The organism is Streptomyces sp. NPDC088354, from assembly GCF_044753585.1.
Classification (GTDB): domain Bacteria; phylum Actinomycetota; class Actinomycetes; order Streptomycetales; family Streptomycetaceae; genus Actinacidiphila.
On the sequence record NZ_JBIVNJ010000025.1, the window covers coordinates 98,197 to 112,456 of the forward strand.

At 71.6% G+C, this 14,260-nt stretch carries 15 protein-coding genes; all 15 read right to left on the reverse strand.

The window, feature by feature from the left end:
• Window positions 1-123 precede the first annotated feature (123 nt).
• Entirely contained in the window at window positions 124-1,314 is a 1,191-nt protein-coding gene (locus tag ACIP98_RS29195; protein WP_401978793.1) for a DNA-processing protein DprA, read from the reverse strand.
• Window positions 1,315-1,428: 114 nt separating this feature from the next.
• Entirely contained in the window at window positions 1,429-3,030 is a 1,602-nt protein-coding gene (locus tag ACIP98_RS29200; protein WP_401978795.1) for a ParB/RepB/Spo0J family partition protein, read from the reverse strand.
• 89 nt (window positions 3,031-3,119) lie between these two features.
• Window positions 3,120-3,815 carry a hypothetical protein gene (locus ACIP98_RS29205; protein WP_401978797.1) on the reverse strand — a complete coding sequence of 232 codons (696 nt, stop codon included), beginning with the start codon at window positions 3,813-3,815 and terminating at the stop codon, window positions 3,120-3,122.
• A 49-nt stretch (window positions 3,816-3,864) separates the two neighbouring features.
• A complete protein-coding gene (locus tag ACIP98_RS29210; protein ID WP_401978798.1) occupies window positions 3,865-4,737 on the reverse strand; it encodes a hypothetical protein in 873 nt (290 codons plus the stop codon).
• A gap of 85 nt (window positions 4,738-4,822) precedes the next feature.
• Window positions 4,823-5,611: a PP2C family protein-serine/threonine phosphatase gene (locus ACIP98_RS29215; RefSeq protein WP_401978799.1), complete on the reverse strand. Its 789-nt coding sequence runs from the start codon at window positions 5,609-5,611 to the stop codon at window positions 4,823-4,825.
• A gap of 92 nt (window positions 5,612-5,703) precedes the next feature.
• Window positions 5,704-6,186 (reverse strand): hypothetical protein, encoded by a 483-nt coding sequence (locus ACIP98_RS29220; RefSeq protein ID WP_401978801.1) that lies wholly within the window; start codon window positions 6,184-6,186, stop codon window positions 5,704-5,706.
• A gap of 76 nt (window positions 6,187-6,262) precedes the next feature.
• Window positions 6,263-6,511, reverse strand: coding sequence for a hypothetical protein (locus ACIP98_RS29225; RefSeq protein WP_401978803.1), 249 nt, complete (start codon window positions 6,509-6,511; stop codon window positions 6,263-6,265).
• Between the two features lie 146 nt (window positions 6,512-6,657).
• A complete protein-coding gene (locus ACIP98_RS29230; protein ID WP_401978804.1) occupies window positions 6,658-7,923 on the reverse strand; it encodes a hypothetical protein in 1,266 nt (421 codons plus the stop codon).
• A gap of 114 nt (window positions 7,924-8,037) precedes the next feature.
• The gene (locus ACIP98_RS29235; protein ID WP_401978805.1) at window positions 8,038-8,403 is read right to left on the reverse strand and encodes a hypothetical protein; all 366 of its coding nucleotides are present in this window, start codon (window positions 8,401-8,403) and stop codon (window positions 8,038-8,040) included.
• Between the two features lie 105 nt (window positions 8,404-8,508).
• Window positions 8,509-8,892, reverse strand: a complete 384-nt coding sequence (locus ACIP98_RS29240; protein WP_401978806.1) for a DUF2958 domain-containing protein — start codon at window positions 8,890-8,892, stop codon at window positions 8,509-8,511.
• A 160-nt stretch (window positions 8,893-9,052) separates the two neighbouring features.
• Complete coding sequence (locus ACIP98_RS29245; RefSeq protein ID WP_401978807.1) at window positions 9,053-9,778, reverse strand: hypothetical protein; 726 nt, start codon at window positions 9,776-9,778, stop codon at window positions 9,053-9,055.
• A 263-nt stretch (window positions 9,779-10,041) separates the two neighbouring features.
• The gene (locus ACIP98_RS29250; RefSeq protein WP_401978809.1) at window positions 10,042-10,458 is read right to left on the reverse strand and encodes a hypothetical protein; all 417 of its coding nucleotides are present in this window, start codon (window positions 10,456-10,458) and stop codon (window positions 10,042-10,044) included.
• Between the two features lie 79 nt (window positions 10,459-10,537).
• Window positions 10,538-11,065: a hypothetical protein gene (locus ACIP98_RS29255; protein WP_401978811.1), complete on the reverse strand. Its 528-nt coding sequence runs from the start codon at window positions 11,063-11,065 to the stop codon at window positions 10,538-10,540.
• 145 nt (window positions 11,066-11,210) lie between these two features.
• Complete coding sequence (locus ACIP98_RS29260; protein WP_401978813.1) at window positions 11,211-12,008, reverse strand: hypothetical protein; 798 nt, start codon at window positions 12,006-12,008, stop codon at window positions 11,211-11,213.
• 66 nt (window positions 12,009-12,074) lie between these two features.
• Complete coding sequence (locus ACIP98_RS29265; RefSeq protein ID WP_401978814.1) at window positions 12,075-13,028, reverse strand: ArdC-like ssDNA-binding domain-containing protein; 954 nt, start codon at window positions 13,026-13,028, stop codon at window positions 12,075-12,077.
• Window positions 13,029-14,260 lie beyond the last annotated feature (1,232 nt).

Consider the following 14,260-nt stretch of genomic DNA (forward strand, 5'->3'; position numbering starts at 1 on the left):
GTGGGCGTTTCGGGCGCTGGGGGCGCCGGCATGGGCGGCGCCCTGGGCCGGCCCCTCACATATCCGGCGTGGGGGGGTGGGGTGCCGGGCGGCGGTGGACGCCGCCCGGCACCGGTGCGGGACTCAGGCGGCGGTGTGCCGCTTGGCCAGGGCGCGGACGGCGTCGCTGGTGAGTGCCGCGTCGTAGTACGGGCGCAGCAGCGCGATCACCTCCGCGCAGCGGTCCCGCAGGGAGGCGCTCCATGCTTCGGCTGCGGCCCGGCCCTCTGTGCGGGCGAGGCGGGCCCACTCGTGCCCGAAAGCGCTTCCGTGGAACGAGCCGAACACGGCTGTGCGGACGAGGTCATCGACCATGGCGCGCAGCGGGATGTGCCGGTTGGCGTCGATGTCCATCAGGTCGGCCACGACGGTGAGGGCTTGCGCGACGGTCACCGGGGACTCGGCGGGCTGAGCGGTGAGTGCGGCGGTGACCTCTGCGGCCCTGGTGACCGGGCGTGCCTGCCCTCGGGCCAGGAGGAGGGCGTTGCCGCGCATCGGGTGTGTGCGGTCCGCGCTGTCGTCGTCGGGCGGGGCGAGGGCGAAGACGGGTCGGTGCAGGGCGATGGCGGCGTTCGCGGTCTCCATGGCGGGCGTCCGGGTCATGGCTTCGACCAGGAGCACGGCGCGGGTCAGGGCGGCGGTGAGTTCGGCGGTGACCTTGAGCGTGGCGCGGCTGGCGGCCGTACAGGGGCGGAAGGCACTGACGACGGCACCCCCCGCGCCGGATACCGTCCGGGCGAGGTCGCCGTGGGTGTGGGGATGGGGCAGGTCCAGCCCGCAGGGCAGGACCGCGAGAGTCGGTGCCGGGGTGAGTTGCGCGGCGAGGTGCCCGGCGACATCGATCCCGTAGGCGAGGGATGCGGTGACGGTGTGCCCAGCCTCGGCGAGGTTGCCCGCGAGGTGGGCGGCGGTCTGCTGGCCGGTGCGGGTGGCGTGCCGGTTGCCGGTGACTGCCACGGCGCGGGCGGACAGCTGGCGCAGACTGCCGGTGCCGCGCATCCACAGCCCCAGCGGGGCGGCGGGCCCGATGCCGTCCAGGGCGGCGGGCCAGTCGTCGTCTCCGGGGAAGACGAACGCGGCGACGTCGAGCGCGGACAGCAGGCTGCCGCGGGCGTCGTAGCGGGCCAGGCGGCCGGTGGTGTCGGTGCGGGACAGCCGGTCCCACAGGTCGACGGCGCCGTACTCGACAAGGTCGGCGGTGAGCTCGGCGGGGGCGTGGAACGCGGCCAGCGCAGCGCGGGCGATCCGCTCGGGCGCGCGGGTGGGCGTGGACATGGAAGACCTCACAGAGGGCAAGGGCGGGGGAGGCTGACAGACGGGCCGACCGTTCGTCGGCCCCGGGGGCTGGCCCGGCGTCCCCGGTGACCAGGGACGCCGGGCCCGTGGGGCTTACGCCTCGTCGCCGTCGCCGTCGTCGTCGGCCTGGTGCTGCTCGCCGTCCGAGCCGTCGTCCGCTGCCGCGATCTCGTCCTGCTCCTTCTCCGCTTCGAGCGTGTACGCCTCATCAGCGATGACGGCCTGCTCGATCCGGGACAGCGGGTAGCCCAGTTCCGAAAGGAACGTCAGCCACGTGCAGGCGTCGCGGCGGATGTCGGGGGTGTCCCACTCGGGCTTGTCGGTGCGCCACACGTTGGACGCCTCGATGCGCTTCTCGAACGCGGCCGCGTAGGGGGCGAGCATCAGCAGGGCGAGGCGGCCGGGGGTGGCGTTCGGGTCGATCCACTCGGTGCGGTCGCCGGACTGCTTGTCGCGGCCCAGTAGATCGGCCAGGATCGCGACCCGGGCCACGTCCCCGGTCCACACCTGCACCGGCTTGGGCGCCCGATAGGTCTGCTCGACCACCCAGCGCAGGACCGGCTTCGGCGCGGTCTTGCGCATCAACAGCTCGCGCAGCCAGTCACGGCGCGCTGCCGCAGCCGCCCGCCACGCCTTGTTGCCCTCCAACTTGAGCTTGTAGGCGACCTCGTCGCGACGCGGCGCGGACGGCCACGCCGCGGGAGCCGGCGCGCTGTCCTGCCGGTCGTCGGCCTCATCCTCCTCCTGGTCCACCTCGTCGCCGGTGCTGTCCTCGTCGCCGGTGGTGCCCTCGGGGTCCTCGTCGGCCTGCGGCTCCGGCTCGGGCGGCCGGTGGAAGGCGTCGGGGTCGGTGCACACGAACTCGACCACGGCCGGGCCCGCGTCGTCGTTCCAGATCGCGCGGTGACCGGGGCAGGCGGCGTGCTCCTCGTCGGTGATCCGGCCGTCCGTGATCTCCTCCACATAGGCCCAGTCCTCGGGCATCGTGTCGGGGTCGTCCACGACCGTGATCCCGGCGGCCTCCAGCTCGGCGCGCTTAGCCTCGCGGGCCTGCGCGTCGGCCCGGTCGATCCGCTCGCGGACGAGTTGGTGCTCGAACATGCCGTTGCCGTGGGCGTCGATCAGCCGCTCGACAGCCGCCGGGTCCTCGTCGAACTCACCGAGCGCGGCCAGCACGTCAAGGGTGAACTCGTAGTCCGTCAGCCCGGCAAGCGTGCCACGGGTGGCGGTGCCGATCTGCCCGGAGGCGGTGACGGCCTTCTCCACCTCGCTCCTGGTCCGGCCGGTGCGCTTGGCGACCTTGGTACGGCTCATCCCGGACTGCTCCGCCAGGAACAGGGCGTCGGCCTGCTCCAGCGCAGTCAGGGGCTCGCGTCCCTCCCCGGCGTTCTCGATGACCTGGTCGATGTAGTCCTCGCCCTCCTCGCGCCGCTCGGGGTCGAGGATGAAGACCGGAACCTCATCGATGCCAGCTCGCTCGGCGGCGGCCAGGCGGCGGTGGCCCTGGGTGACGACGTACCCGATCGAGCTGGGGAGGACGACGATCGGGATCTTGACGCCGTTCTCCCGGACCGACTCGATCAGCCAGTCGGTCAGCCGCAGGTTCCTGCGGACGTTCTTCGGGTTGGCCTGCAACACGCTGACCGGAAGGGTCGTGCCCGTTGCGGGGGTCGGCGTGGTCTGGGTCTCGCTCACAAGTGCTCCTTGCATGGTGGGCTGTCTGTTGGGAGGGGGTTGCCGCCCCCTCTCAACGGTATCAATCATACTCGATAGATGGAGTGCGATCAACTCGGCAAGAGGTCGGTCAGCAGGGAGCGGAACGCGGCCTCGCTCGCGCATTGCGCATACAGGAAGCCCAGTTGGGCACCCAACCCCGCATTGTTGATATCGGCGGCGCGCCGCTCGGCGTCGGCGTGCACGGCCCGGTGCGCCCCGTCGTCGTCCAGTTCGGGGCGGGCACCGCCGTTGTAGGCATCGGCGGCCTCCTCGTGGGCGGCTTCGCGGATCGCGTCGTCCAGGTCGCCGTCCTTGACCCCGACTTCCGCGGCGATGGCGGCCAGCCGGACGGGAGCGCCGGGCGGCGCGGCGGCCAACTCGGCGGATTCCGGGACGGAATCGGCCAGCGGCCCGGCATTGCGGCGAAAGCTGGTTCCCTGCTGCGTGGTGCCGTAGGAGCTCCATCCGGCCTCGCTCATCGCGGCGGCCAGGCGGCGGGCGGCGTGGTACCACTCGTTCTTGTGCTCCTGGTCGCGCCATTCGGCTTCGCTATTGCCGGGCGGGACGTCGACATCACCGACGATCGGGGCGAGGCACACTTCGTCGGCGCGGACACGCGACGGGAGCATGCGGAACGTCTCGCCCTGCTGCCACCCGCGCGCGGTCAGGGCGTCGGCGGCTGCGGTGAAGACGTCGGGGCTGGTCTTGGGGCTGAAGTCGTACGGGAACGCGTCGGCGCTGCGGGGCCGGCGGGGTCGGGGCACGGGGCTTCCTCCTGGAGTCCTGGGGATGGGGGCGGCGCGAACGAATGGTTCATTGCGGGCCGTAGCGGTGGCAGGCGGCGCGCGCGGCGAGGTTGCGGAGGACCTGACGGAGCGGCACCGTGCCGAAGGTGTCGTCCTGGCCGTCGTCGGTGCGCGGATTGCGGGCGTGTGCGATTGCGGCGCGGTCCTCGGTGCTGAGGGGGAATCCCTCCTGAGCGGCGTCCTCGATCCGGTCGCACAACTCCCGCAGCGACGGTGCGGACTGGGGGTGCACCAATTCGTGCAGGGCGCGGTGGGCCTGGTCGGGGAAGAGGCCGAACGCCTGGATGGAGACCTTCCCGCCTGCGGCGTCGATGTCGACCGCGACGGTGGCGCCCGCCTCGTCCTGGATGTATCCGCTGGCGCTGCGCGGGGTGGCGTCCCAGCGGAGGAACCATCGGGGGTCGTGGTCGTAGTCCCCGCTGCCGAAGCGGCGGCTCGGGCGCGTCATGCCGGGGATGGCGGCGAGTTGTTCAGCGACTTCGCGGCGCCGGGCGTCTTCGTCCTGGGCCCGGCGTACCGCGTTATGCCACGCGGTGTACGCCGCGGTGACCGTGGGGAGCAGGCGGCGGGCGATCTCGGCCGCGACCTGGGGGGCGGCCTTGGTGCCTGCCATGGTGATGTGCCCGAAGTCGATTCGGGCCATGTACGGCCTGGCGTCGCCGGGAGCGAAGGACTCGGGCGTCATCCCCTGGGCGTGCAGGCGCCCGTAGTCCCTTCGCAGCGTGCTGACATGGAACCGGATGGTCCGGCCGTCGCTGTGGCGCAGCAGATAGGCATGCGGGTCGTTCCAGGGGCGGTAGGGCTCGGTGCTCCACTCCGGCCCCAGCGCGGCGGCGACGGCGCCGGTGAGGGCCAGGATGTCGGGTAGGTCGGTGAACATGCGGCGTCCTTCTGGGAGGGAGGAAACGGTGAGGGAGGGAGCGGCACGGCCGTCCGGGGCTGTGCCGCGCCGGGTCGGATGCCGGTCAGAACAAGGTGTCGACGGGCACCGGCTTGTGTGGGGGAGGGGCGGCGGGGCGCCGGGGCGGCGACAGCTCCGCCACGGGGCGCGTGCTTTCCCGGGGCTCGATGACGGTGACGGCGATGTTGTCGGTGCCCTTGCGGCGGGAGCGGGCGGCGTCGACCAGGGCCCGGGTGGCGTGGCGGGGGCGGATGTCGGCGGTGAGGATGCGCGCGATGTCGGCGGCGGGGACGACCTTGGTGATCCCGTCCGTGCACAGCATCAGCCGCTGCACCGGGCCGACGATGCGGGCGGAGTCGATCGGCTCGTCGCGCAGCACGCTGGTCGTCACGATGTGGTCGAAGCTGGGCGCGATGGTCGCCCAGTAGGGATCGGCGTAGTGCCGCAGTCGCTCGCCCTCGGTCCGGTCCTGCGTGACCTGCCGGGCCGCGCCGTCCTGGACGACGTAGGCGCGGCAGTCGCCGACCCATGCCACATCGAAACCGCCGCCGTGGCGCTCGGCCATCGGCACGGCGCACACCATGACGCAGTCGCCTTCCTGCCCGCGCGGGCACCCGTCGTAGTAGTCCTGCAAAGCCGCACGGGCGGCGGCGATCCCGCACGCTGCTCCTCCGCTGAGTGCCGCGTACGGGGCGGTGCCCGCTGCCAGGGCGGCGGCGTCCGCGGGCTCCCAGTCATCCCCGATGCCGTCCGCGACCGCCCACGCCAGGTGTGCGAAGTCGGCGGCGGCATCGGCCATGACCAGGCGTCGGCCCTTGTCGGTGCGGGTGGAGGCTATCCAGCGGGGAGCCATGCCGGCACTCCTTCGTCGGGTGGTGAGCGGTGGGCCGGGGGTGCCGGTCCGGGGTTGCCGCCCCGGACCGGCACCGGCGTTGCGGGTGGGCGTCAGTCGGTGGCGCGGGTGCGGGCGAACCGGAAAGCGTTGATCACGTCCCACGTGGAACTCACCGCGTAGTACCGGAACGCTTCCTGCGGGTCACCCCGGAAGGTCGGTGAGCTGCCGTAGCGGTCGGCGAGGTAGCGCGCGGCGGCCTGGTGCTGCTGGTGCGTCAGCGGCGGCCCGCAGACGCCGGGCCGGGCGGCGATGGCGTCCAGCTCGCCCCACAGCGCTTCGTCGTCGCTGGCCTGCCGCGCCTCACCGGGGGCGAGGATGCGCGCGGTGCCGACCTCGGCGTACCCGTGGCCGTGCTCCCCGCCGAACGGGGAGCGCACCGGCACGTCGTACCGGACCCGCACCGTGCGGTGGCCGTCGATCTCCTGGCGGCCGTCGACCACGCCGGTGCGGCCATTGGGGTGCCGGACGGGGGTGCCGTCCGGGGTGGTGTGGTCGGCGTAAGCGGGGGGCGGGGTCTGGGCGGTGGCGGTCATGCTGACTCCTTCGGCGGGTGGTGGGCTGGGGATGCCGGTCCGGGGTTGCCGCCCCGGACCGGCAGGTGAGCGGGGGCTACTCGGTCGGCCGCTGCGGGTCCGACTTCACGATGTCGAGGATCTTGAACGCCCGGCCGCTCTCGACGCCCGGGTGCGTCCAGCGCTCCACCCGGGCCAGGGTGTCCGCCGCCGGGTACAGGCGCTGCGCCTGCTCCGGGGTCTCGGTGAGTGCCGGCGCGTTCCAGTGGCTTCCGGCGATCGTCAGCCACTCGCCGCCGCTGGTGCTGCCCCAGGCGTAGCCGCTCGGGCGCTGGGTGTCCTGCATGTGGTGCTCCCTCTGTGGTGGCGTGTCGGTCCGGTTGCCGCCGTCCAACACTCATAATAATACTCGGCAACGGGGGGTGTGGCAACTCAAACGGGGGTTTGACCTGCGGCTAGTTGTGGTCCCGCCGGTCGGGCGGGGCGGTTGTATCAGGCGGGCGGCCAGTCCACGAGGGCGGGCTTGATCAGGTGCCGGTATCCCTGGCCGGTGATGGCGTCGGTCTCGGTGAACAGCACCGGGGACAGGTACAGGCCGGTGGCCTCGGCGGTGGCCAGGTGCAGGGTGACGGTCTGGCTGGCGAACGCGTCCAGGGCGTTCAGCAGGAATCGGCCGGTCAGCAGCAGCGCCCGGCCGGACAGGTCGGCGGCGGCCCCGTCCTTGACCTCGGAGGTGACCGACCCGCCGCGCACCCGCGCCTGCTCCTGAGGCCCGTACCAGGGGGCTAGTGTCACGGCGCCTTCGTGGTCCCAGCGGATAACAACGAACTGGTACCCCCCGGTTCCGGCCTGCGCCTTCCGGGTGCCGGTCAGGGCCTGCGCCTTTCGGGCCGCGCGCAGCATGGACGCCCGGTCGATGGTGACGGCATGGTGTCGCTCGGTGGGCATGTGCGTGTCCGGGGAGGGGAAAGCGGCGGCGCTGGTCGCGTGGATGGTGACCTCGGTGGCGCCGATAGTGAGCGCCACCAGCGGGGCCGCTTCGTCGGCGGTGATGCCGAGAGCGACGGGCCCGGCGTAGGTGCTGAGCTGTTTGACGACCTTGGCCAGTACGCGCGTCGGCAGGAGCGCGGTGCGCGTCGGGACGGCGTCGGCGGTGTCCCAGGGCTGGGCCGGTAGGTCGGCCAGGGCGATCCGGTACCGGTCGGTGGAGGCGAGCCGTAGCAGCGTGCCGGACAGCTCGACGCGCACCATCGTGTGTGCCGGTTCGGCGGGGTCGACGCCTACGGCAGGAAGTACGCGGGCAAGTTCCCGGAAGAATGCCGGGCCTTCGACGGTGGCGGCGGGCGGTGCGGTGGGCGGTGGCACCGGGAACGTATCGACGCAGTACGCGGACAGTGGCACCGACAGTTGCGCCGTCGACAGTTGCGCGCCGTCGATGGTGACGGGGGACTCGGCGGCGGCACGCTTGGGCTCGCCTGCGGCGGCGGCGGCGAGGGTCTGCTTGAGTTCGGCAAAGTCCAGGCAGGTACGCCCGGCGGTGGCGGGCTCGGCGGGGCAGGTGACGGTGACGGCGGCCTCGTAGTCCTGGGCGCGGAGCAGTACGGCGCGGCCTCGGGTCTCGGCGAGGATGGTCCCGCGGCTGGTGGCGGCGAGTTCGGCGAGTCTGAGTGCGGCGGTGAGTTCGCCGTGACGGGTGACGAAGTGGGCGGCGGCTTCGGTGGCGGGGGTGCCGGCCTGCTCGGCGGTGACCTCGGACATGGGTGACCTTCCTGGTGGGCGGGTGCGCGGGCACGGGTTGCCGCTCGTGCCGGGGCGGGTGTGGGGCGTTGCCGCCCGGCTCGTGACGGCCGGGCGGCAACGCTGGAGGCGCGGTCAGTCGATGACGCGCAGGCACGACAGGGGGAACCACACAGTGGGGGTCCACTCAGTGACGCCGTCGGGAACGTTGATCTTCCGGCTGCGGGCGAACCGAAGCTCGCTGGTGGACTCGGTGTTGAACTGCAACGTAGCGGCGCCTTGCGTGATCGATCGGACGGTGGCGCGCTTGCCGTTGTAGTCGGCGGGGCTGAGATTGACGATCTCGACCTCGGCGCCAACGGTGACCTTGGCGGCGGCGATGGCCCCAAGAGCCTTGCGGCGGTCCTTGATCACCTCGCCGATGCGGGTGAGGTCGGCCTCGCTCGCGTGCGCGGCGATGTGCGCGGTGACCTCGGACAGGGAGAGCGTGCTGTCGCTCATAGGGTTCCTTCCCTGGTGGGCTGGGGTGAGCCTGCGCCGTCTTGCCGGACGGCGCAGGGGTTCGGAGGGGTGGGGGCCCCGGGGGCCGGGGCCCGCACCGGGTGCTCAGCGGCCGGAGGCGATTGCGGGGATGTCGCCCGCGCGGGTCGGGGTGAACGCCAGGTCGCGCACGATGAGGCCGCCGCCGTAGGTGACCTGCTCCAGTTCGGCCAGGGAGATGCTGCCCCACTCGCCGTTGGAGATCCGGGCCCAGCCGAACGCCAGTCCGCTGCTCGGGTCCAGTTCGGACACGTACCACTCGGCCAGACCGCCGGTGTAGTGCAGGTGCATGATCTGGTCGGCGGCCGGGGTGTCGTCCGACGCGTACAGGGCGGGGATGGCGGCCAGCGCTTCGGGGTCGGGGTAGAAGTCGTGGCCGCGCCGCTCGCGGTACTGCTCGGGCGGCAGGCTGAGCGGCTGGGCGGGGCCGGTGGCGGGACCGCTGGTCATGTGACTCCTCGGGTTTCGGGCGGGGCGGCCGGTGGTCCGACCGCCCCGCGCGGTGGTGGGTTGGAGCTGTCGGGCCGGGGGTTGCCGCCCCTTGGCCCGACGTTAACAATCATACTCACATGCGACGGTCAGGGCAACATCAAATTGCCCTGACCTGGGGCTAGTTGTGAAATCCGTCGCACGGGGTGCCCCACACTCCGCGTTCCGGATCGTGCTCGCTGGCGTGGCGTCCACACTCGGCGCACTGGGGTCCCCAGTCGGCGGGGGCCTCGGTGGGCTCGGCGGTGTACTCCGGGGCGGCGCTCCACGGGTACCCCTGCCGGGCGAACCTGACGCTGCCGTCCGGCATGAGGTGGGCCCACCCGTCCGGCCAGTCGATCACGCCGGGGGCGGTGGCGTGGGTGACGGCGGCGCGCAGCGTGGCCGGGGTCCACAGTTGCGGGCTCTGGCCGGGGCCGGTGAAGCGGTAGGCGTCGGCGGTGAGCTGTCGGTCGGGGACGGTGATCAGGACGCCGGATGCGGGGTCGGGGTCGAACCTCAGTGCGGCGTGCCGCTCGGTCTGCCGGTAGTAGAGCGTCCCGTCGTCGGTGACGGCGGCTTGGCTGCATCCCCAGAAACGCAGGCTGCCGCGTAGCCAGTTGCGCACGTCCTTGCCGGTGGTCTCGGGCCAGTGGCCGACGTACTGACGTACCGGGTATCCGTCTCCGGTGATGGTCTGCCGGTAGCGGACGTGGAACGTCGCGTCGTCGACGACGAGGAATGCGGGACCGTCGTACCAGGGAAACGGCTCCCATCCCCGGACCGGCGTGCCGGGGAGCGGCACGCCCGGCCGGATGGTGGGGGCGGTCTGCTCGGGGACGGGGGTGGCGGTGTTTACGGCGGGCATGGTGGGTCTCCTCTGTCGCGGGTGGGGTGTGGGCGGGCCCGGCCCGCCGGCGCTTTCGGCCGGCGAGCGGGGGACTCGCGCGGGGTGCTCAGTTGGCCCGTGCGGTGATGGGGAAGCTCCTCGGCGCCGCTTCGTGCCGTTCGGCCTGGAGTGGTCCGGCGTGACGTGGCGGCGGCGTGGGCGCGTGGTGAACTCCGCGGCGGGGCTTCTGCTTGGCTGTGCGGCCCGCGCTCGGCGCGGGTCGCACAGCGGCTGGCTGGGGGCTAGGCGCGGACTGGGTGGGGGAGGGGGTGTCCGGCCGCGTAGGTGACTCCGGGCTCGGGGCCGCGCATGCGGCCGTCCGGTGCGGTGCGGTGGGTCTGCCGCATCTCGTCGGCCGTCATCGGGTGGAATCGTCCCGCCTGGATGTACCAGCCGCGTACCGTGAATGTGAGCGCGGGGCCGTAGGTGCGGGCAATGAGCATGCCGCACGTGCCCATGACGGTCTCGGCCATGGTGTCGCTGAACTCGACTGACGGCATGGCGGGTTCGGTGTCGGCGGTGACCTCGATCATGGCGGTGGATGTCATCGCGGGGGCGTCGTGGACGTGGGCGCTGACCGCGATGTGATGGGTTCCAGGGCCGAGCGCGGCGGTGAGGGCTCGGAAAGCGTCGGCGGCTCGCTGGTCTCTGCTGGGCACTTGTGCCGTGTCCCTTCCTGGGGTGGTGGGCTGGAAGGGGGGCGCGGGTTGCCGCCCGCGCCCCCGGTGGTGTGGCTGGCTAGCCGTTCAGGCGGTCCTGACGCGCCTTGCGGACCTGGATGACGCGCTCGGCCTCGGCCTCCTCCTCAAAGGCGCTGAGTCCGCTGGCCAGGACCGCCAGCGGGTCACCCTTGAACGCGTCGACGGCGTGGCAGAGGTAGCGGAGCAGATCGACGGCGTCTCCGGTGTCGGGCGCGTCGGAGATCATGATCACCTCGGCGTCGTGGCCGTGGCTGTGGACGTCGTACAGGTGCCATGCGGCAGAGACGAGACCGTGAGCCTGGCAAGCGCCGTCAAGGTGGTGCATGACGTCGGCCACGACGTCCGCGAACTTGGCGAACGCCTCGTCGCAGATCTCGTTCTTGATGTCCTGGGCGGGGCTGGTGCTGCCCGCCGTCTGGGCGTGCCGCTCTGCGGCGAACATCGCGGAAGCCACGTACGCCTGGAGGGCGCGCGGCTGGTGCAGCTCGACGGCGTTGGCGAACGTGGTGACGGCGGCGGCGCCTCGCGTGGCGCGCTCGGTGTTAGTGGCCTCGGGGAAACGCATGGTGTGTGCTCCTTGGTTGATGGGCTGTTCCGTTGGGCCGGGGAGGGTTGCCGCCCCCCTCGGCCCAACAGTCATAATGCTACTCAATTAGGGGCTTGCCCACAACCCCTCACCTGCGGTTTTCCCCTGTGGATATTGACCGTGCTCAGTCGGACATGAGCGGTCCCATGATCGCGTCGAGTGCCTTCACGGCGTCGTCTTCGGGCATGTCGTCCAGTCGGTCAAGGGTGGCCCAATCCACGTCGGGCCTGCTGCCGGTCATCGTCGTGACCTCGGCCACGAGTCGGCGGGCCTGGTCGGTAAGCGGCGTCGGCTTCGGGGTGGCGGTGGGGTCCTGGGGCTGCTGCGTGGGCATGGCGGGGGTCCTCTCGGTGGGGAGTTGGGGGGCTCGGCCGGCCTCTGGGCGGCCCTGTGCGGGCTTGGTGCCGGACGGGCGGGCCGGTTGGTCGGCGGCGTCGTCCTGGGCGGCACAGAAGCCGCACAGGCCGCCCCTGGGGGGTAGGGAGTCGTCGCCGACGGTGTCGCAGCGTTCGCACAGTCGGCGCAGATGGGGGGACGTGGCGGTGATGACGTTCCATTCGCCCTCGGGGCGGTCGTCCAACTGGAACGTCAGAGCGTGGCTGTCGTCGTTGGGGTGGTAGGTCCGGCCGGTGACCGTGCCGCGCCCCATCGGGGTGGAGATCCGTACGCCCGGTGTCGCCCACTGGGCGGGGAGTTCGCCGCGTTGGGCGCGCTCGGCGTTCCGGGCGGCGCGTAGTTCGTTGCGGGCGGCGCGGCCCTGTTCGGTGAGCATGTGGCGCAGTACGGGGCGGCCGGTGTCGTACTGGGTCCGCTGCTCGGCCAGTTTGAGCCTGACCAGAGATTCCAGCGTGTTCGGGCGGGCCTGGATGCGGCCTCCGGCCCTGTCGATGATGGCGCGGTGCTGGGTGGTGGTGAGCTTCACGGCGGTGTCCTCTGGAGGGGGCCGGGGCCCGGCTTGCCGGGCCCCGGCGGTTGGTGGGGCGGTCGGCTACTGCTCGGGCTCGGTGTCCGGGGCAAGCGCGGTCAAGATGGCCTGTGCGCCCTTGATCACCTGCGCTCCGGCGTCCTTGATCGTCTGCTGAACCTCGTCGGCGGTCTTGCCTGCCCATCCGGCCACGTAGGGGACCGACACGGCGGCGGCGTCCAGCCCGAACGCCCGGCACACGACGTAGGCGGCGGATTCGGCCTCGGTCTCCATCCGGCCCCGGTGCTGCCGGTACTCGGCTGCGCTGGTTTCGAGGTGGCCGCACGCGATGTGGGCGGCTTCGTGGGCGAGCACCTGCGCCCCGTGGGCGTTGGACAGTGCGTCACTGATCCGCACGGTGCGCGTGGTGGGGTCCGTCCAGCCTTCGGCGGGCGCGGTCTCGCCGTGCTCAAGGGCGTAACCCTGGGCCTCGACGTAGGCGGCCAGACTCGGCCACATGAGCGCGGGGGCCTCGCCCTCCAACTGCGGAGCACGGTTGATCGGCTCGGCGTCCGGCTCCCCGTCCAGCCGGTACGTCTGCGAGATGTCGAACACCTTCACGGGAGCGAAGAAAACCCGGCGCTCCTCGTTGCCCTCGGCGGCCGGTGCGGCCTGACCGTTGTCGGCGGCGGCCTCGGTCGCGCTCGCGCGCCGCGTCATAGGGGCGAGAATCCAAAGCGCGCGCTCACCCTTCCGGACCGCACGGCCTCGCTTGATCCACTCGCGGAACCCCTCGACGTGGGTAGCGTGCGGGCACTGACTCAAAATCAGAAGCATGTTCCGGAAGCTGTACCGGTGCAGCCTGACGGCGGCTTCCAACATCGCGCCCCAAGCCTCGGTAGTGACCAGACGTGAAACCGCCTCGTCAAACTCCGACTTGAGCTCCATTACACGGGCTTCCCGGATCGCGTCCCACTCCGCGCGCTGCTCCGGGGTGGCGCTGCTCGTGCGGCGCTTGCGGGACTTCGTGACTGCCAACGTGACTCCTTCGGTGGGCCTGCGTGCGGGCCGGAGTTGCCGCTCCGGCCGGGCCAACAGTCACAATCATACTCGTCTTGATCGTCGCTTGCACTATCACTTGCACTATCACTTGCACTTTTCCTTGCACTATCTCTTGCACTATCACTTGCGGGTCAGCTTCGGTGGGTATGGCGTTCCTGCTGGTCAGAGGCTGTTTGCTGGCCTCGGTTCGTTCTGACTTCCTCTCATTCCTGGGCTTGGGTGGGGGTAGTTGGCGGGTGGTTCGGCTTGCCCCTGCCTGGGCGCCTGTGTCCGCGTCTTGGGCCGTCGTGGAGCGTGGCCGGTGGGACGCTGCGCTGGGCCTGGGTGGTGGGGCGCCGGGCTGAGGGGCCCGGCGCGGTGGGGCGGGGCGTGTGGTGGCGGCCTGGGGTGGTGTTGGGGTGCCGGTGGTGGGTGCTGCGTTGTGCTGTGTGGGGTGTGGGTGGGGGCCGGGCTGGTGGGCCCGGCGTGGTGGGGCCGGGGGTTGGTGGTGTGGGGTTTGGTGGTGGCGGTGTGGGCTGGGAATTCCCGGTGGGGAATTCCGCATTCGCATGACGCATCGTCAGGTTTGACGTCATGTCGCATGGGTTGGTGTGTGGCTCACGTATGGGTGTGTGAGCGTCCGTCAGGGCGTGCGGCCGGGAATTCTGGGCGTATTTCTGTGGTGCCGGTTCTGGAATTCTCGTGCGGCTCTGGTGATTCCCCGTAGGGGAATTGCATTTCTCGGGAATTGGCTCGGCCGGCTTCGGAATTCCGGGGAATTCAAGCGGTGTGGGAATTGCGGCCGAAAGGCCGTCAGGAACGGGACCGCGACGGGCCGTGCAACGCGCGGCCCTGGGTCCGGCTCCACACGTACCCGACACCCCGTCAACGTCTGTCCCTGGCCCCGGTAGGGGCCCTAGGAACCAAAGACCGACAGGCAGTCACGTTGATACACCCGGCCCCGACCGGGCCGCACTCGCACCCGCGTCCGCCAACGGCGGCCGCACATCCCACCCCCGAATTCTTTCATTCCCCGAAGGGGAATTCCCGCCCCGAAGGGGCGAACACTCCAACCACCCGTCACATGAATTCCCCGAAAGGGGAATTCGCCACGCCCACATAATCGCCGTCAGGCGATTATCAGAAACCACGACTGATTCGCCGTCAGGCGAATTCGGGGCGAATTCCGCCGAAAGGCGGAATTTAAAAGCGGCCTTTAGGCCGCTCCG